The sequence below is a fragment of the Citrobacter telavivensis genome, from assembly GCF_041807075.1.
Taxonomy (GTDB): domain Bacteria; phylum Pseudomonadota; class Gammaproteobacteria; order Enterobacterales; family Enterobacteriaceae; genus Citrobacter_A; species Citrobacter_A telavivensis.
On the sequence record NZ_JBGUBF010000008.1, the window covers coordinates 108,832 to 125,407 of the forward strand.

Annotated in this window: 15 protein-coding genes, 1 tRNA gene and 1 pseudogene; 11 read left to right on the forward strand and 6 right to left on the reverse strand. The window is 48.8% G+C overall.

Features of this window, described 5'->3' with window-relative positions; all coding sequences use genetic code 11:
- Nucleotides 1–15: 15 nt before the first annotated feature.
- Nucleotides 16–546 (reverse strand): fimbrial protein, encoded by a 531-nt coding sequence (locus ACERJC_RS22295; protein WP_178826075.1) that lies wholly within the window; start codon nucleotides 544–546, stop codon nucleotides 16–18.
- Nucleotides 547–949: 403 nt separating this feature from the next.
- Between ACERJC_RS22295 and ACERJC_RS22300 the strand changes: the two genes are divergently transcribed.
- A complete protein-coding gene (locus tag ACERJC_RS22300; RefSeq protein ID WP_371896120.1) occupies nucleotides 950–1,612 on the forward strand; it encodes a winged helix-turn-helix transcriptional regulator in 663 nt (220 codons plus the stop codon).
- A 646-nt stretch (nucleotides 1,613–2,258) separates the two neighbouring features.
- Here the strand turns inward: ACERJC_RS22300 and ACERJC_RS22305 are convergent.
- A pseudogene (locus tag ACERJC_RS22305) lies at nucleotides 2,259–2,546 on the reverse strand (transposase); the annotation flags it as partial.
- Between the two features lie 293 nt (nucleotides 2,547–2,839).
- Here ACERJC_RS22305 and loiP point away from each other — a divergent pair.
- Nucleotides 2,840–3,598, forward strand: a complete 759-nt coding sequence (loiP, locus tag ACERJC_RS22310) for a metalloprotease LoiP (RefSeq protein WP_373672498.1) — start codon at nucleotides 2,840–2,842, stop codon at nucleotides 3,596–3,598.
- Between the two features lie 77 nt (nucleotides 3,599–3,675).
- On the opposite strand, the gene ACERJC_RS22315 is transcribed toward loiP, so the two are convergent.
- Genes ACERJC_RS22315 through ACERJC_RS22325 form a run of 3 tightly spaced genes read right to left on the reverse strand, consistent with a single transcriptional unit; the run spans nucleotide 3,676 to nucleotide 7,063 of the window.
- Nucleotides 3,676–4,899 carry an MFS transporter gene (locus tag ACERJC_RS22315; RefSeq protein WP_373672499.1) on the reverse strand — a complete coding sequence of 408 codons (1,224 nt, stop codon included), beginning with the start codon at nucleotides 4,897–4,899 and terminating at the stop codon, nucleotides 3,676–3,678.
- A 12-nt stretch (nucleotides 4,900–4,911) separates the two neighbouring features.
- Nucleotides 4,912–6,039, reverse strand: a complete 1,128-nt coding sequence (locus tag ACERJC_RS22320) for a mandelate racemase/muconate lactonizing enzyme family protein (protein WP_373672500.1) — start codon at nucleotides 6,037–6,039, stop codon at nucleotides 4,912–4,914.
- A gap of 13 nt (nucleotides 6,040–6,052) precedes the next feature.
- A complete protein-coding gene (locus ACERJC_RS22325) occupies nucleotides 6,053–7,063 on the reverse strand; it encodes a LacI family DNA-binding transcriptional regulator (RefSeq protein ID WP_373672501.1) in 1,011 nt (336 codons plus the stop codon).
- 322 nt (nucleotides 7,064–7,385) lie between these two features.
- Between ACERJC_RS22325 and ACERJC_RS22330 the strand changes: the two genes are divergently transcribed.
- The 7 genes from ACERJC_RS22330 to ACERJC_RS22360 all read left to right on the forward strand — a co-directional run bounded on the left by ACERJC_RS22330 (nucleotide 7,386) and on the right by ACERJC_RS22360 (nucleotide 14,128).
- Nucleotides 7,386–8,285 carry a LysR family transcriptional regulator gene (locus ACERJC_RS22330; RefSeq protein ID WP_178826919.1) on the forward strand — a complete coding sequence of 300 codons (900 nt, stop codon included), beginning with the start codon at nucleotides 7,386–7,388 and terminating at the stop codon, nucleotides 8,283–8,285.
- A gap of 160 nt (nucleotides 8,286–8,445) precedes the next feature.
- The gene (locus ACERJC_RS22335; RefSeq protein ID WP_152406146.1) at nucleotides 8,446–9,501 is read left to right on the forward strand and encodes a 4-oxalomesaconate tautomerase; all 1,056 of its coding nucleotides are present in this window, start codon (nucleotides 8,446–8,448) and stop codon (nucleotides 9,499–9,501) included.
- 28 nt (nucleotides 9,502–9,529) lie between these two features.
- Nucleotides 9,530–10,255 carry a PIG-L deacetylase family protein gene (locus ACERJC_RS22340; RefSeq protein ID WP_152406145.1) on the forward strand — a complete coding sequence of 242 codons (726 nt, stop codon included), beginning with the start codon at nucleotides 9,530–9,532 and terminating at the stop codon, nucleotides 10,253–10,255.
- A 26-nt stretch (nucleotides 10,256–10,281) separates the two neighbouring features.
- Entirely contained in the window at nucleotides 10,282–11,163 is an 882-nt protein-coding gene (locus ACERJC_RS22345) for an amidohydrolase family protein (RefSeq protein WP_373672502.1), read from the forward strand.
- An 85-nt stretch (nucleotides 11,164–11,248) separates the two neighbouring features.
- The gene (gene dctA / locus ACERJC_RS22350; RefSeq protein ID WP_152406143.1) at nucleotides 11,249–12,547 is read left to right on the forward strand and encodes a C4-dicarboxylate transporter DctA; all 1,299 of its coding nucleotides are present in this window, start codon (nucleotides 11,249–11,251) and stop codon (nucleotides 12,545–12,547) included.
- A gap of 14 nt (nucleotides 12,548–12,561) precedes the next feature.
- Nucleotides 12,562–13,257: an RraA family protein gene (locus ACERJC_RS22355; RefSeq protein WP_178823968.1), complete on the forward strand. Its 696-nt coding sequence runs from the start codon at nucleotides 12,562–12,564 to the stop codon at nucleotides 13,255–13,257.
- Nucleotides 13,258–13,447: 190 nt separating this feature from the next.
- Complete coding sequence (locus ACERJC_RS22360; RefSeq protein ID WP_152406141.1) at nucleotides 13,448–14,128, forward strand: oligogalacturonate-specific porin KdgM family protein; 681 nt, start codon at nucleotides 13,448–13,450, stop codon at nucleotides 14,126–14,128.
- 60 nt (nucleotides 14,129–14,188) lie between these two features.
- Here the strand turns inward: ACERJC_RS22360 and argG are convergent, their stop codons facing one another.
- Nucleotides 14,189–15,532: an argininosuccinate synthase gene (gene argG, locus ACERJC_RS22365; protein WP_152406140.1), complete on the reverse strand. Its 1,344-nt coding sequence runs from the start codon at nucleotides 15,530–15,532 to the stop codon at nucleotides 14,189–14,191.
- Between the two features lie 298 nt (nucleotides 15,533–15,830).
- Here argG and ACERJC_RS22370 point away from each other — a divergent pair.
- Together ACERJC_RS22370 and rimP are read left to right on the forward strand one after the other, a co-directional pair.
- Nucleotides 15,831–15,907 (forward strand) — tRNA-Met (locus ACERJC_RS22370).
- A 207-nt stretch (nucleotides 15,908–16,114) separates the two neighbouring features.
- On the forward strand, nucleotides 16,115–16,567 hold the full coding sequence (gene rimP, locus ACERJC_RS22375; RefSeq protein WP_043001756.1) for a ribosome maturation factor RimP: 453 nt from the start codon (nucleotides 16,115–16,117) through the stop codon (nucleotides 16,565–16,567).
- Nucleotides 16,568–16,576: the final 9 nt, after the last annotated feature.

The following is a 16,576-nucleotide window of genomic DNA, read 5'->3' on the forward strand; positions in this document are numbered from 1 at the left end:
TTCCGGCAGGGAAAATCAGTTGTAGACTATGGAGAAGTTAGCTACCGAGTTTGCCGGACCGGCAGTGACAGAATCAGCAGTTGATTTGTACTGCGCGTAGAAGTCCAGGGTGTTGTCTACAGCGGAGGTCAGTGGGTAGCTGTAACCGTTAGAGCCGTGCAGCGGCAGGTCAGCCTTGTCAGCGGTCATCAGGTTGATAGCAACACCTGTAGCAGCCCCGGCAACAGAACTGTCTATAGCCAGCAGAGAAGAATTAGTCGCGTCAGGTGTACCGTCGAAACGTACAGATGCAGAGGTCACCGTTGCCGGACAGTTCTTGAGAACGATGTCGAATTTCGTTGCAGCCGTCACGTCGCCAGAAGTAGTAAATTCAGACTTGTTATATCTGCCCAGCTCAACGGTCTGGTTCTGAGAACCCACGTCAACGGTGCATGCCGCATCCAGAATTTCGCCGTTGAAGTTCACGGTGCCGGAAATTGCGAATGCGTTAGACACAGACAGAACAGCGGTAACAGCGACAGCAGCCGCGATAATATTTTTTTTCATAAATTAAATATCCTTAGTAACACTATTAATTTCTGAAATTCAGGCAGCAGCATCCAGATGGCCTTACAACCATATATTTTACGCCAGTCATTTCATTTCTATTTTACAGCAGGCAGAACACAAAGCTATTTACTTGCTTGCTTTGCTTTATTGGCTTGGTTGCCTGAGTGCAATTTATAAAACTATTTATTCAAACTCAAATTGTTTTTATTCTAGCTTTAGACTCCATACTTAACAGATAATTAACAAGCATTAAATCATCAAGCTTTGAACAAATGGATGTGTTGTGGCCTTGTTAATTATCCAGTCTATTTTTGTACCTATTAAATATTTATTTAGTACATGTTCGGATTGATAATTGTGGCAGAAGCGTGACGATAAAGGTAAGTCTGGAGTTAAGGTAATGAATACTAAAATCACTATAGCCACACTTCCCCTGGCACCATCTACACAAGCCATAAAACCGGAAGCTGAGATAGATAAAATCATTGAGCAAATATCGCCATTTGCAACGTCATTCAAGTGCGCAAGAGGAGAAATTCTTCGTTTTTATACAGGTAACAAGCGCACATGTTATTTGCTGCATCAGGGGGGCGTGACACTGAATCGCAGAGGTGATGGGATGATTCTTAATTCCGAAAACGCGACCTTTATTCTCGGTGTCAGCAATCCTTTTTCCCAGTCAGAAAATTTATATGTGCGTGTGACGGAAAGCGCCTTGATAAGCCAACTTCCGCTGGAAAGGTTTAATTTACTTATAGAAAGAAATCTGCTCTGGGAAAGTATGTGTAAATTTCTACTTTACACCGTTTCGAGGGTTTATGAACACTGTACGCTTATCTCGCAGATGTCTTCTTATGAAATTATCCGATTTCAGTTGCAGGAGCTAATGTCCGAACCTGACCAGATCCGCAGCAGCATTACAGCAGCAAATTACATAAAAGGCCGGACGTATCTGTCACGTAGTGGCATTATGCGGATCCTGGCGGATTTGCGCGACGCTGGATACATTGAGCTTAACCGAGGGGTGCTAGTGACAATCAAGCATTTACCGAAAAAGTATTAGATATACCTGTTGCGAGGGAGGGAAGAAATTCATTATGAGCTTTAAATATGTGCTATATACATCTACAGGATAATCTCCCTCGTTCATTTTACCTTTGTCAGGTTATTCACACTTCTGGCTAATGCGCTCCGGCCTGGGATAGCATTAATTAATTTACTTCCTCGTCGACACCCTGGTATGCAGGTTAGTGCTGTAAGCTTCTGCTAAGTGATCAATAAAGTCGAGTCACCGACAACCGGCAGCAATCATATATTCTCTTTCCATTCTGCTCAGTGTGTTCTCAAATCATTTCTGGTCAGAGCGTCAAACAAAAAACTTTTTAAGTGGACATGCACAGATCCGAATTTAACTTTTTTCGGATCTGATGAAAGAGGGCGGAAAAATACAGCAATACTGAGTCATTGAAGTGATTGCGCACCTGATAGCCAAAAAGCAACAGATACAGTGAAGGCGTCCATTATTTATTACGGGCCAGAAAAAGAGAAAGGGTAATGACTTGGGTTGTCTCAATTATGGTTTACTACTACATTTCCAGGGGATTGAAACCGGAAAGAACGTAATCCCTTTCGCATTATTCCTCGTGTTAGCCGACTCGTGGCGAGGTGAAATGTGCCGTCAGGATGTCGAAAAGATCCAGGTGATGCGCCGCCTGGCGCTTCTGAACCGGCCTCAGAATTTTGCTTCAATACCTCCAGCAACATCTCCTTATCCAGACTCAGATCGGCCACCAGTTTCTTCAGCCGCTGATTTTCATCCTCAATCTGCTGCAGACGACGCAGTTACGTCAGGCCCAGACCAGCAAATTTCTTCTCCTGGTTATAAAAAGTGGCCTCAGAAATCCCCATCTTTCTGCTGACTTCCCGACGCGGGTGTCGGTTTCGGTCTGTTTCAGTGCGAAAGCTGTCTGTTCTTCGGTAAAACGGTTTTTTTCCATGGCGAATAGCCTCCCGATAAAGGGGGAAAAGACCGGATGCTGCCGTTTAACCAGACACTATTTTCAGGAGAGAGATTTAAGCGTAAAAGTCTGAAAATAAGCGGGGCAGATTTAAACTCAAAATCAAGAGTGATATTCTTCATTGGCGTGATTTTTGGAAAATTCTTAGGGGTTTATGGTCACGTAGATGAATAGCTTTAATAATATTATGCAGCTTCACTCCTGAAGCCTGAATATTATACCTGAGTGGATGGCTTCAGGTATTACAATTTCATTGGATGAGATTTTACAATATGAATAAAAACAAAATTATGTTAGCGCTGGCGATCTCGGCAGCGACTCTGCTTATTGGTTGTAAAAATATGGATATCAACCAGTTGACCTCTGCTGGTATGACTGCATATAAAGCGGCGACGCTCAGCGATGCAGACGCAAAAGCGTTGGCTGACGCGGCTTGCCAGGAAATGGATAGTCAAAACGCGGTTGCTCCCGCTTCTAGCCCTTATAACAAGCGACTGGTCAAAATAGCCAACTCGCTGGGACACAGTATTAATAACACGCCAGTCAATTACAAAGTTTATATGGTCAAAGATGTCAACGCATGGGCGATGGCCAATGGCTGCGTACGTGTGTACAGCGGTCTGATGGATATGATGACGGATGACGAAATCAAAGCGGTGCTGGGTCACGAACTCGGTCACGTGGCTCTCGGACATTCCCGCAAAGCTATGCAGACTGCTTATTCTACCGTCGCGGCTCGTGATGCCATTTCAGCTTCCGGCGGTGCTGCTGCAGCATTATCGAAATCTCAACTGGGCGATGTGACGGAAGGGATCGTTAATTCCGCCTTCTCGCGCAGTCAGGAAACTGAGTCTGATAACTTTGCATACGATTTGTTGAAAAAACGAAATATCAATCCAGTGGGACTGGTCACCAGTTTTGAAAAACTGGCGAAGTTGTCTGCAGGTCATGAAGCATCACTGTTTGATTCGCATCCACCTTCAGAGGAACGCGCGCAGAATATCCGCGACCGCATCGCTGCAGATAAATAATCCCGCGTTTTTTGCAGAGAACGTAAAAGAAATAAGCGGCAGTCGTGGTGTCACGACTGCCGCTTTATGTTTCTACCTTATGCGATAACCGGACGCGCCGCCATAATCCGGCTGTAGGTGTAAACGCTGAGTCCGCCCAGGATTGCGACAACGCCAAGTACCGTGAACCCTGGCACATACGATCCGCTCCAGGATTGCAGATACTGTACAACAAACCCGGCTGTCGTTCCCCCGAGACCTGCTCCCACACCGTTTATGACCCCTGCCGCAGGTCCCACCGCTGATTTCTTCACGCTGGAAGTGATAATTGACCAGATATTGGTGGTGTAGCAACTGGTAAACCAGGCGATGGCTAAGGTGATTAGCGCCAGTTTGCCGAACGGACTGTCGATAAATGGCAACGCGATTAAAAACAGCCCTGCTGAGCCAAGCCCGCAGGCCGCAATGAGCCCGCGTTTTTGCGTTTTATCGCTGTACCACGACACCGGGATCGCCAGCAGAATCGCCAGAAAATAAGGTAACGCGCTTGCTACACCTTGTGAAAATCCGCTGAAACCCAGTGACAACACTGCCATTGGAATAAACAGTGTGATCCCCCAGAACAGCATGCCATTAGCAAAATAGCTGAACACCAGCAGCAGGAACGGTGCACCGCCGAGATCGCTGAAGCTTATTTTACCCCCAGCGGGTTCCGGTTCTTCCGCTGGTTCGTCTGGAGCTGAAGCCTTGTCCGGGCTGTTTTTCAGGAATGCGAGGAACATTGGCACCACAATAAAGACACCCATGCCGCCAGTAATGTAAAACACCCATTTCCAGCCGAGGTGATCGAAGATCGGGGTCAGAATGATAAAGCCCAGACTCAGCGCCAGAAATTGACCGTAAAACTGGATCAGGTTTGTGCCGCGCGTGATTTCATCTTTATTAAACCAGGCCCTGGCGAAGCGAAACTGCTGTGGCCAGTAAATGCCTTCGGCAATACCCAGAATAATACGGAATGCAATCAGTAGCGCTGCTGAGGTGATCCAGGCGGTCATAATCTGTACTACCGACCACAGGAACACCATGGTGACAATGGTAATTTTGGGATTCAGACGGTTCGCCAGAAAGCCGCCAAAAAAGTTAGCCAGCGCATAGCCAATCAGAAAACCCGTTAATGCGAGACTCTTTGTGGCTGCGCCATCAATGCCAAGTTCTTTCTCCATGCCCGGCAGTGCGATAGAGAGGTTTGAACGATCAAGGTAGGCAACAAATAGCCCTACCATCAGCGTGACGCCAATTCTGAACCATTTTGATTTAAACATTTTCTCTACCTTTTATTTCAGCGCGTAATGGTCAAGCATGTCAGGATCGATCTCGATACCCAGCCCGGGTTTATTAGGCACGGTCATGACTGGACCAATATCCAGATCGGTTAACTTGTCACGGAAAATATTGGGTGCGCGATCGAGCTCCAGCCGTGCCGGCTCTTTTGCCATCCGTGGTACTGCGGCGGGTAGCGCCGCCATCACGTGCAGCGTGGCTGCGAGCGAGATGCCTGATCCCCACTGATGCGGATAGCACTCAACGCCATAGGCGGTGGAAAGGGCGGCGATATTAAGGATTTCGCTGATACCGCCGCAGGCGGCGACGTCAGGTTGCGCGATATCTACGCAATCGGCCTCAAGGAAACGACGGAAACCGAAACGGGTGAATTCCGATTCCCCAGCCGCGAGTTTTATCGGGAACTGTTGTTTAAGTTGGTGATATGCCGCCGTATCGTCGGGCAAGATCGGTTCTTCAAACCAGCTAATGTCATATTGCTCAATCGCCTGGGCGAATTTCAGCGCTTCATGAGTGGTATAAGCACGGTTAGCATCCACGGCGAGTGTAACGTCAGGGCCAATGAGTTCGCGCACGCGTGCAACGCGCTTAATATCTTCTGGCAGCGTCAGGGCGCCGACTTTCATTTTAAAATGTTGATAGCCTTCATCCAGGCCGCTTCTGGCGTCTATTGCAATTTGCCGGAAATCATCCGTGGGCGAATAATAAAAGCTGGAAGCGTAAGCGGTAATGGGTGTTTCAAGATCGGCACCCAGTAGTTCAGCAATGGGTTTACCGGTGGCTTTGCCAAAAATATCCCACAGTGCAATATCAATTCCTGATAATGCGGTAATGGCAATGCCTTTTCTGCCAAATTCCCGCGTGCGATTGTACATCTCTTCCCATATTACCCGGCGCTGTAGCGGATTTTTGCCTTTTAATAGCGGAGCGAATAGCTCGTTAATCAACGCGGCATTCGCCTGTGCCGGGCCAAAGCATTCGCCCCAGCCGGTGATACCTTCATCGGTTTCGACTTCAACGATGCATATTGCTCGTTTATTCCAGAACCATTGTGACATGCCAAATTTCTCTGGCAACTCGTCAGTAATTACCCGGGTATTGATTGATCTAATTTTCATCATATCCTCTCATCCGTCAGGCGGTTTCTCTGACAATCAGTGAAAATGGCAAGAGAGTGATCCTTTCTTCATTGCTTTCATTTTCTTTTCTGAGCGTGGTGATTATTTTTTTCGCTGCACTACAGCCAATGTCATAGGTTGGTTGTGCCACGACAGTCAGCGGGTTTTTGAGGATCTCCGACCATTCGGTCTCGTCAAAACCGATCAGCGAGAAATCCTCCGGGATCCGCTTACTTAGCGCTTTAGCCGCCTGCACCACATACAATGACAGCAACCCGTTCCCAGTGATGATGGTGTGGTTTGGTGAGGAACGAGGAGTCAACGTTTCCAGTGCTTTTGTCACGTGTTCGCGATCGACGACATCGAACTGGATGCATTCAAAGGCAATATGCGAATAAGCGCTTAAAGCGGCAAAACGTTCGAAAGTGTCAACTCTTTCAATACGTGGTGAGACATTCCCTGGTGTTGGTGTTAAATAACTGACACGACTGCAATGAGTATTCAGCAGATGTTCAAGGGCAAGCTTAACACCCTGGGCGTTATCTGCCGCGACACTGCTGATGTTGCTGTTTTTTATCTTTCTGCCGATTAATACGACAGGGTGTTCTAAAGAAATGCCCTTAATAAAAAGATCGTTTTCGCCGGTAGTGTTGAGGATAAACCCATCCACTCCCCGATTAACCATCTCTTCAATGTAGTTACGTTCTCTGGCTCCTGAGTTTTTCGCATCGCAAATAAATATTTTGTATCCTTCCTGCGAGCAATACTCCTCAATGCCGCGTAATACATCCATAGAGTACGGGTTAAAAATATCTGCCATAATAACGGCGATAGTTTTACTTTCCTGACGGCGTAACGACCTGGCAATGTTATTGGGTTGGTAACCAATGCTTTCGATCGTACTGGCAATCTTCTGGCGGGTGGTTTCGCTCATAGACTGATATTTCCCATTAAGAAAACGGGAGATTGTTGCCGTTGATACACCCGCCATGTTTGCAACATCTTTAATTAGCAGTTTCTTTTTCATTGTTTTTAATTTTAGGTAATCGATTACCTAAATATACAGGCAGATGAAGGATCGTCTGTGATTTTGATCGCAGATCGTGTAATGGTTATCAAAAGAAGGAGGATCATCAGTATCAGTGATGGATCACATGATGACGGCTTCACGTTTGGGATCATGGTGCCATCAGAGAGCAAGAGGACGGCCTGGTACGTCGGAGAATCCTGATTTTTTCAGCGGCACAACCTCCGCCCAGAGGTATGTTAGTCGATTGCCTGGATTACCTTTGTCGCTTTAATTCTCTGTTTTCTTTTCAGAATGACATGACACGGCGCAGGAGGGATGTGTGGATTTAAAGAAATTACGCAGTTTTATCCGGGTAGCGGAGCAAAGCAGTTTCAGCCAGGCGGCCCAGACACTGGATCAATCTCAGTCGATGGTTAGCCGACAGGTACGTCAGTTAGAACTGGAACTGGGGAAAACCTTGCTTAAACGTAACGGTCGTGGCGTGACGCTGACCGCCGAAGGCCGGCAACTGTTGGAGCACGGCAAAGGTATTCTGCGGCAGGTTGAAATCGCCGAGCAGGCGTTGAGTACCGGTGATGGTATATACCAGGGCAAAGTGACGGTTGGCATGCCTCCTACACTGGGGAAACTCTTAACCGTGGGTCTGGTCACCGATTTTCTTGCTGAATTTCCTGACTGTTCCCTGGCGATTACCGAAAACCTGACGTACTGGCTGCAAAAACGTTTAATTTTGGGGGAACTGGATATTGCAATACTTTATAACCCCTCTCCTGAACGCAGCCTGAAATATCAGCATCTCTGGACTGAAAAATTATGTCTTATTGCGCCGAGTCATTCGCCTGTTGCCAGCAACAAGAATATTCCACTGCGTGAACTCAGCACCTATCCCCTTATTATCCCTAACCGACAGCAAATGCTGCGCAATCTGGTCGAAATAGAATGCGCCCGTCATGATGTAAGTCTGAATGTCGTCCTGGAGATTGACACGGTTCCCTCAATGCTGGGACTGGTGTCCAGAGGATTTGGGTATGCGGTATTACCCGCGAATTCACTGGAAGTTGATTACCGCCCTGAAGGATTAACGGCTGTTCCCATTACGCCCCCTATCCTGAACCGGGTCATCCTGGCCACATCGAACCAGCATCATTTCTCTTCTCTCGCCCAGCGGACGATGGAACTGCTTCTCCAGCAACGGATTATCAGTCAGCGATTATCCTGAATCTTTTCTTGCCGACATTGGTGGTCATCACTACATCATGCTTCCCGACTTCTATGCAAAAAATGCAATTCAGCTATAACCGTTTGCATCTTTTTCATAGCCATCTTCGTTGTTAGCTTAGTCCTCACAGACCTGATGGTTATGACGAAGCGAGAAGATCATGAAGACATTACCCTGCTGGTTTATGCGCGGTGGCACATCAAGAGGACCGTTTTTCCTGGCGAAAGATCTGCCGGAGGAGATTGCCGAACGCGATCGTTTAATTCTGTCAGTGATGGGCTCTCCTGATGAAAGACAAATTGATGGTCTTGGCGGTGCCACGACGCTGACGAGTAAAGTTGGCATTATCTCGCTGGCCCCCGATGCAGAGGCTGATATCAACTTTTTGTTTGCCCAGGTCGCCATCAACGAACGGCGTGTGGATACCACGCCCAATTGCGGAAACATGTTGGCCGCGGCAGGGCCGGCGGCGCTGGAGGCGGGTCTGATTGCCGCGCAGGGCGATCAAACGGTGCTGCGTATCCGTACACTCAATACCAACATGATCGCTGAAGTGACCCTACAAACGCCCGGTGGACATCCTTGTTACGAAGGGGATGTCAGTATTGACGGCGTTCCGGGAACCTCCGCCCCGGTGTTGCAGAATTTTCTTGATACGGAAGGTTCGGTCTGCGGCGCCTTACTCCCCACGGGTCAACTGTGCGATGTCATTGATGGCATCCGGGTGACCTGCATCGATAACGGCATGCCGGTCATTATTGTTGCTGCCAGCGATATGGGGATAACCGGTTATGAAACGAAAGATCGGCTTAATGCGGATAGCGCGCTGGCGGCGCGTATTGAAAACCTGCGTTTGAAAGCCGGCAAGCTGATGGGTATCACTGATTTAGCCAATAAGTCGGTGCCGAAAATCAGCATGGTTGCCAGAGCGCAATCTGGAGGCGCGCTCTGCACCAGAACCTTCATCCCTCATACCTGCCATGCCGCCATTGGCGTCCTCGGTGCCGTCACCGTTGCTACCGCTGCCGTTATGCCGGGTTCCGTCGCTCACGCCGTATCACAACTTTCCGGTGGCACTGAACAACGCCTGTCCATCGAGCATCCTTCCGGCGAATTAACGGTGTATCTGCACCTGAATGAGGATGGCTCTGTGGCGCAGGCCGCATTGATGCGAACGGCACGGTTGATCATGCGTGGCGACGTGCTCGTTCCTTGATTTGTTAGCTCTCACAGAAGGAAGAAATATGAATACGCAACCTAAAACCGCGTTGGTCGTCAGCGCTCACTCCGCTGATTTTGTCTGGCGTGCGGGTGGTGCCATTGCGCTATATGCCGCTCGTGGCTGGGACATGCATATTGTTTGCCTGTCGTTTGGTGAACGTGGTGAATCCGCCAAACTCTGGCGTCAGCCAGGCATGGAGATGACCACCGTAAAACAGGAAAGGGAGAAGGAAGCGCGGAAGGCTGCTGGGATCCTGGGGGCCAGAACGATCCATTTTATGGATGTCGGTGACTATCCCATGCGAGTCAATGATGACGTTCTGTTTGCCCTCGCTGATTTGTATCGTGAACTCAAACCTGAGTTTGTGCTGACGCATTCGTTGAAAGATCCCTACAACTTCGACCACCCAATGGCGACGCATATCGCTCAGGAAGCACGTATCGTCGCCCAGGCGCACGGCCACCATCCTGAAAAGCCCGTGATTGGCGCACCGCCGGTCTTTCTGTTTGAACCTCATCAACCCGAGCAATGTGAATGGAAGCCAGAAGTGTTGTTGGATATCAGCGACGTCTGGCAAACCAAGCGTGAAGCGATGGAGTCCATGGCGGCACAGGAACATCTCTGGGAGTACTACACCCGAGTCGCATTGCAGCGCGGCGTGCAGGCGTCGAGAAATTCAGATTTGAAAATTAAATACGCCGAAGGTTATCAGCGCATTTTCCCGCAGGTTACCGCCCAGTTTTCTTGATGAAAAATAATGCCCAAGGAGGCCCCATGAAAAGCTGCAAATCACCCGATCCCAACCCGATTAAACCGAGGGCGATGTTACCGCCCGGTGCGTGTGACGCGCATTGCCATGTTTTTGGTCCTGGTAGCATCTTCCCCTACGGGCCAAACCGGAAATACACCCCGGAAGATGCGCCGTTTGAAAAGCTGATGGCGCTGCATGACTGGCTGGGCATCAGCCGGGCCGTGATTGTCCAGGCCAGTTGCCATGGTACTGATAACCGCGCGATGTTGGATGCTATCGCCCGAAGCAAAGGACGTTATCTCGGCGTTGCCATGGTCAATGGCGATGAAAGTGATGCCGAACTGGAGCGGCTCCATACTGGTGGGGTGCGAGGGGTTCGTTTTAACTTCGTTCAACACCTTGGCGGCGCACCCGATCTCCCTCGTTTTTTCTCGGTTCTGCACCGTGTTAAAGACCTGGGCTGGCATGTCGTGCTGCATCTGGACGCGCAGGATATCGTTACCTATTCCGACGTGATTAGCAAAATTGATATTCCGTTCATTATCGATCACATGGGTCGGGCGAAAACCGCGTCAGGTCTTGAGCAAAAACCCTTCCAGCAGTTACTGCACCTCATGCGAGACAATCCGTTTGCATGGGTTAAAGTCAGCGGCTCGGAGCGTATTTCTGCTGGCATTCGACCGTTCAATGATGCCATTCCTTTTGCCCGCGCATTGATTGAAACCGCCCCGGATAGGGTGTTGTGGGGAACCGACTGGCCACATCCCAATATCAGTAACGACATGCCTAACGACGGTGAACTGGTCAATCTGATGCTGGATTTCTGTGAGGATGAGCACATGCGCCGCAAACTGCTCGTCGAAAACCCCGTCCGTATCTATGGTTTTACGCCTGTTGAGGCATAAGCTCGACCAGAGGCGTGTGACTTTTTATACGGATTTGAGTGTTCAGAGGTTACTGAAGCCACATTGAAATGTGGAGGTGAATAAGATGACCAGCAAACCATTTTATAAAGAACTTTATTTTCAGGTAATAGTTGGGATTGTGATTGGTGTTTCTCTTGGCTATTTCTTTCCGGATCTGGCAGTAAAAATGAAGCCATTAGGCGATGGCTTCATTAAGTTGATAGCCATGATCATTGGCCCGATCATTTTTTGTACCGTCGTCACCGGCATTGCCGGGATGCGTGATATGAAAGAACTGGGCCGGGTGGGCGGCAAGGCATTGATCTATTTTGCGGTCATGTCGATTGTTGCCTTAATTATCGGTCTGATTGGCGGCCATGTTATCCAGCCTGGCGCCGGATTTAATGTTGAGCTTTCCACTCTGGATACCTCAGCGATAAGCAAATATACCGAGAGCGCCAAAGAGGTGAACGTGGTGACTTTCGTGATGGGGATTATCCCATCAACCTTTGTAAGCGCCTTCTCTTCGGGGAATGTGCTGGCCATTCTGATGGTGTCTATTCTGTTTGGTTATTCTTTGTCAGCCATCGGTGAGAAAGGGCGTCCGGTATTTCAGTTTGTTGAAAGTGCGTCCCGCGTCTTTTTCCATAATGTGCATCTGATCTCCAAACTGTCGTCAATTGGGGCATTTGGCGCCATTGCGTATACCATCGGCGCCTATGGGCTTGCGTCGTTGATCCCGCTGGTCAAAATGGTCTTCGGCTTCTATCTGCTGCTGATTGTTTTTGTGGTCGTTGTTTATGGTGCTGTCGCCAGCGTCTGCCGTTTCAGCCTGTTCGCTTATCTCCGGTTTATCAAAGAAGAACTGTTGATCATTCTGGGGACGGGTTCTTCATCGGTCGTCTTACCTCACCTGATGGAAAAAGTGGAACGGATGGGGTGCCCAAAACCGGTAGTGGCGCTTGTCATACCGTCAGGGTATTCGTTCAATCTTAATGGCACCAACCTGTATATGACGATGGCCATCCTGTTTATCGCCCAGGCGACGAATACGGAACTTTCCTTCTCCAGCCAGATGATCTTGATCCTTGTTGCGATGTTGACCTCTAAAGGCGCGGCAGGCGTGACGGGTGCGGCATTTGTCATGTTAACCAGTACCCTGATTGTTCTGCCCGTCGTGCCTGTCGCCGGGATGGTTCTTATTCTGGGTATCCACCGTTTTGTCGGAACCGGACTGGCGATTGTCAACCTGATCGGTAACGGTATTGCAGCCATTGCGGTGTCTGCATGGGACGGTGTTCTTGATAAAGAACAAATGCGCCAGACGCTTAACACGCAGTCAAAAAACTCAGCGGTGGAATATCGCTCTGAGACACTCAAATAAAAGGAGGAAAGAGTATGAGCAATGGATTCAGAGTATTTACTCAGCGTCATCTTCCGGACCCGGAGCTGATTGCTGCATTTAAAGCTATCCCGGCCGCGAATATTGCTGACTGCATGGGAAGACTCAGTGCGATGAACAGCACTATCCGTCGACTGTCTTTGCCATGTAAAGACAATATGGTTGGGGTGGCACTGACAGTGAAAGCCCGTGCCGGTGATAACTTAATGGTCCATAAGGCATTAAATATCCTGACACCGGGTGATGTGCTGGTGGTCTCCAATGATGGCGGTAATAGCCAGGCGCTGATGGGTGAGATCATGATTACGTATGCCCAAACGCGTAAGGCCAGCGGGATCGTTCTGGATGGTCCTGTGCGTGATTTATACAGTATTCAGGCGATGGAATTTCCGGTTTACGCGACGGGAAGTACGCCTGCGGGTCCTTTTAAGGACGGACCGGGGGAGATTAATGTGCCAATATCCTGTGGCGGTATGTCGGTAATGCCGGGGGATATCATTGTCGGCGATGGTGATGGCGTTATTGTTATTGCCCGGCAAGATGCGCGAGCACTTCTGGCTGAAGCTGAAAAATATCAGCTTTTTGACAGTAAAAAATTGCTGGCAACCCGGGCGGGTAACGCTGACCGCAGTTGGGTGGACAGGGATCTCGCCAGTAAGCAATGTGAAATTATTGAAGATATCTGGCGTTAACGGTTGTTGCTGTAAAGGAAACGTCTCCTTATTGAGTAATGATAAGAATAAATACGTCTGGTCGTTTAAGAACGTGAGTCAATAGAATTATTGACGTTATCTGGCAACGGTTTAATTACGGCTGCGTATTTCCCCTGCAACCAATTCTGAAATTGGTATTTTTAAAAAATAAATATCACAGGGTAATATTATGAAAAGGAATATTGTATTAAGCCTCTTTTTATTCACGACAGCATTTTCTTCGACTGCGGTCATGCTTGATTTCAGGCATGAGTATCTCGACGATAATAAAGTTCACCGTGACAGGATTCAGGTTTCGCATCGGTTTGCGAATGGTGTGGGATTCTTTGTTGAAGGGAAATTTAAATCGGGTGGAGATTCAACGGATAAACCGTTTTCAGATATTGTCGACAACGGTAGCGAATACTCGCTCAATTACACGTACAAACTGACTCCGGTAATCGATTTACAACCCGGAGTAGAGTTCGAAACCACGTCGTCTAAAACAATCTATAAACCGTACTTACGCGGTTGGTATAACTTTGATTCGGGGTTCTATCTTTCCGCACGGTATCGTTATGAGTATGCGCGGGATACCAGCGCGGGCAAAGATGACGAACATATTAACCGAGGCGATATCTGGCTGGGATATCGGTGGAACACACTCACCTTTGAAACCAATTACGTCTATAAGCACAGCGACGCAATCAAGTATGATAATAAGAAAGAGGATTATGAATATAATGGCCGAATTGCATGGAAAGCCTCTGCGCAATGGACGCCCTATGTCGAGGTGGGAAATGTTGCGGTATCCCCGATACGAGACGATCGCGAAAGTCGATATCGTTTAGGGCTGCAATATACATTCTGATGTAGGTGACACGACCCAAAAAAAGGCCGTTTTCGCGGCCTTTTTCAGATTTTAAACCCGTTACTTCGCTTTGTTTTCCAGGTTTTCGACCTGGGGCAAACCTGTTGCTGAAGAGGCTGAAAGCAGGCCGGACTGTGCATAACCAAACAGCTTCTCGCGGGTATCGGTGATGTCCAGGTTACGCATGGTCAATTGCCCAATACGATCGTCTGGTGAGAACACGGAGTCACCTTTTTCCATGGTCAGACGTTCTGGCTTGTAGGTCAGGTTGTCGGACACGGTATTCAGGATCGAGTAGTCGTTGCCGCGACGCAGTTCCAGAGTCACTTCACCGGTAATCTGGCTGGCGACCCAACGCTGCAGACCATCACGCAGCATCAGTGCCTGAGAGTCGAACCAACGGCCCTGATACAGCAGGCGGCCCAGTTGACGACCGTGGGCGTGATACTGCTCGATGGTATCTTCGTTGTGAATACCCGTCAGCAGACGCTCGTAGGCGATATGCAGCAGCGCCATCCCCGGGGCTTCGTAAATGCCACGGCTTTTGGCTTCGATTATACGGTTTTCAATCTGGTCACTCATCCCCAGACCGTGACGTCCGCCGATACGGTTCGCTTCCAGCATCATTTCTACATCGTCACTGAAGGTTTTACCGTTCAGCGCGACCGGGTGGCCCTGTTCGAAACGCACGGTGACTTCTTCCGCCGCGATCTTCACGTTCTCATCCCAGAACTTCACGCCCATGATCGGGTTGACTATCTTGACGCTGGAGTTCAGGAATTCGAGGTCTTTGGCTTCGTGCGTCGCGCCGAGCATGTTGGAGTCCGTGGAGTAGGCTTTTTCGACGGACATTTTGTAGTCGAATCCACAGGCAATCATAAACTCGGACATCTCATGGCGGCCGCCCAGCTCATCGATAAAGTCGGTATCCAGCCATGGTTTGTAAATCTGCAATTCGGCGTTGGTCAGCAGGCCATAGCGATAGAAACGCTCGATGTCGTTTCCTTTATAGGTGCTGCCATCGCCCCAGATATTGACGCCATCTTCTTTCATCGCTGCAACCAGCATGGTGCCGGTGACTGCACGACCCAGCGGTGTAGTATTGAAATAAGTGAGCCCGCCGGTGGTGTTATGGAATGCACCACACTGAATCGCGGCGATACCTTCAGCAACCAGCTGTTTACGGCAGTCGATCAGGCGAGCGTTCTCTGCACCGTATTCCATTGCACGACGAGGGATCTCATCATAGTCCTCCTCGTCTGGTTGACCCAGGTTCGCAGTATATGCATATGGGACAGCCCCTTTTTGTCGCATCCACAGCAGTGCCGCGCTGGTGTCCAGGCCGCCGGAAAAAGCGATACCAATACGTTGACCTACCGGGAGATGCTTGAGAATCGTCGTCATAAAATAAAACCCTGCTTGATAGACTGATGGTGAGATCGGCTTTCTGCTTTCAGTGCATGTTTATGCAAAATAAATGAGTTTTCATTTAATCATCTTTTTACGGAGACAGGAAGAGTTTCGTGCTTTTTTCCACAAATAACGCTGACGACGACGTCTCAGGTTATGTCGTTAACAAGGTTGACACAATGGGGAGTTAATCAATATAATACGCGCAGATTTTACGTCCCGTCCTCGGTACCAAATCCCAACAGTATTTGCATCTTTTACCCAAAACGAGTAAAATTTGCCACGTTTCAGGCGCGGGGTGGAGCAGCCTGGTAGCTCGTCGGGCTCATAACCCGAAGGTCGTCGGTTCAAATCCGGCCCCCGCAACCACTTTCCCTAAGAGTTCTTTTTCAAATATACTGTGAAGACTATGGCCTTCGTAGCTGGATTTGAAAAAAATTCTTTCGGAAGGTTCTCCAGACCGCAGTTGCGGTTATAGGGTTCAGTTATCTAAAGCCCCGATTTATCGGGGTTTTTTGTTATCTGACTACAGAATAACTGGGCTTTAGGCCCTTTTTTTATGTCTTGGGGGTGGGCTTGTCCACATTAGAGCAAAAATTAACAGAGATGATTACAGCACCAGTTGAAGCCTTAGGTTATGAGCTGGTCGGCATCGAATTTATTCGCGGTCGCACATCCACACTGCGCATCTATATTGATAGTGAAGATGGCATCAATGTTGATGATTGTGCTGATGTGAGCCATCAGGTGAGCGCAGTACTGGACGTCGAAGATCCTATTACTGTGGCTTACAACCTGGAAGTCTCCTCACCGGGTCTCGACCGCCCAATGTTCACTGCTGAACACTATGTGCGTTTCCTGGGTGAAGAAGTTTCGCTGGTACTCCGCATGGCGGTACAGAACCGCCGTAAATGGCAGGGCGTTATCAAAGCGGTAGATGGTGAAATGATCACTGTCACAGTCGAAGGAAAAGATGAAGTGTTCGCGCTGAGTAATATCCAGAAGGCGAACCTGGTTCCCCACTTTTAACAGTCTGGA

Excerpts from the sequence above, each read along its gene's own strand:
- loiP (WP_373672498.1), top strand. The coding sequence starts at position 2,840 with ATGAATAAAAACAAAATTATGTTAGCGCTGGCGATCTCGGCAGCGACT.
- ACERJC_RS22315 (WP_373672499.1), bottom strand. The coding sequence starts at position 4,899 with ATGTTTAAATCAAAATGGTTCAGAATTGGCGTCACGCTGATGGTAGGG.
- ACERJC_RS22355 (WP_178823968.1), top strand. The coding sequence starts at position 12,562 with ATGAGCAATGGATTCAGAGTATTTACTCAGCGTCATCTTCCGGACCCG.
- ACERJC_RS22360 (WP_152406141.1), top strand. The coding sequence starts at position 13,448 with ATGAAAAGGAATATTGTATTAAGCCTCTTTTTATTCACGACAGCATTT.
- ACERJC_RS22335 (WP_152406146.1), top strand. The coding sequence starts at position 8,446 with ATGAAGACATTACCCTGCTGGTTTATGCGCGGTGGCACATCAAGAGGA.
- dctA (WP_152406143.1), top strand. The coding sequence starts at position 11,249 with ATGACCAGCAAACCATTTTATAAAGAACTTTATTTTCAGGTAATAGTT.
- ACERJC_RS22320 (WP_373672500.1), bottom strand. The coding sequence starts at position 6,039 with ATGATGAAAATTAGATCAATCAATACCCGGGTAATTACTGACGAGTTG.
- ACERJC_RS22325 (WP_373672501.1), bottom strand. The coding sequence starts at position 7,063 with ATGAAAAAGAAACTGCTAATTAAAGATGTTGCAAACATGGCGGGTGTA.
- ACERJC_RS22300 (WP_371896120.1), top strand. The coding sequence starts at position 950 with ATGAATACTAAAATCACTATAGCCACACTTCCCCTGGCACCATCTACA.
- ACERJC_RS22295 (WP_178826075.1), bottom strand. The coding sequence starts at position 546 with ATGAAAAAAAATATTATCGCGGCTGCTGTCGCTGTTACCGCTGTTCTG.
- ACERJC_RS22345 (WP_373672502.1), top strand. The coding sequence starts at position 10,282 with ATGAAAAGCTGCAAATCACCCGATCCCAACCCGATTAAACCGAGGGCG.
- argG (WP_152406140.1), bottom strand. The coding sequence starts at position 15,532 with ATGACGACGATTCTCAAGCATCTCCCGGTAGGTCAACGTATTGGTATC.
- ACERJC_RS22340 (WP_152406145.1), top strand. The coding sequence starts at position 9,530 with ATGAATACGCAACCTAAAACCGCGTTGGTCGTCAGCGCTCACTCCGCT.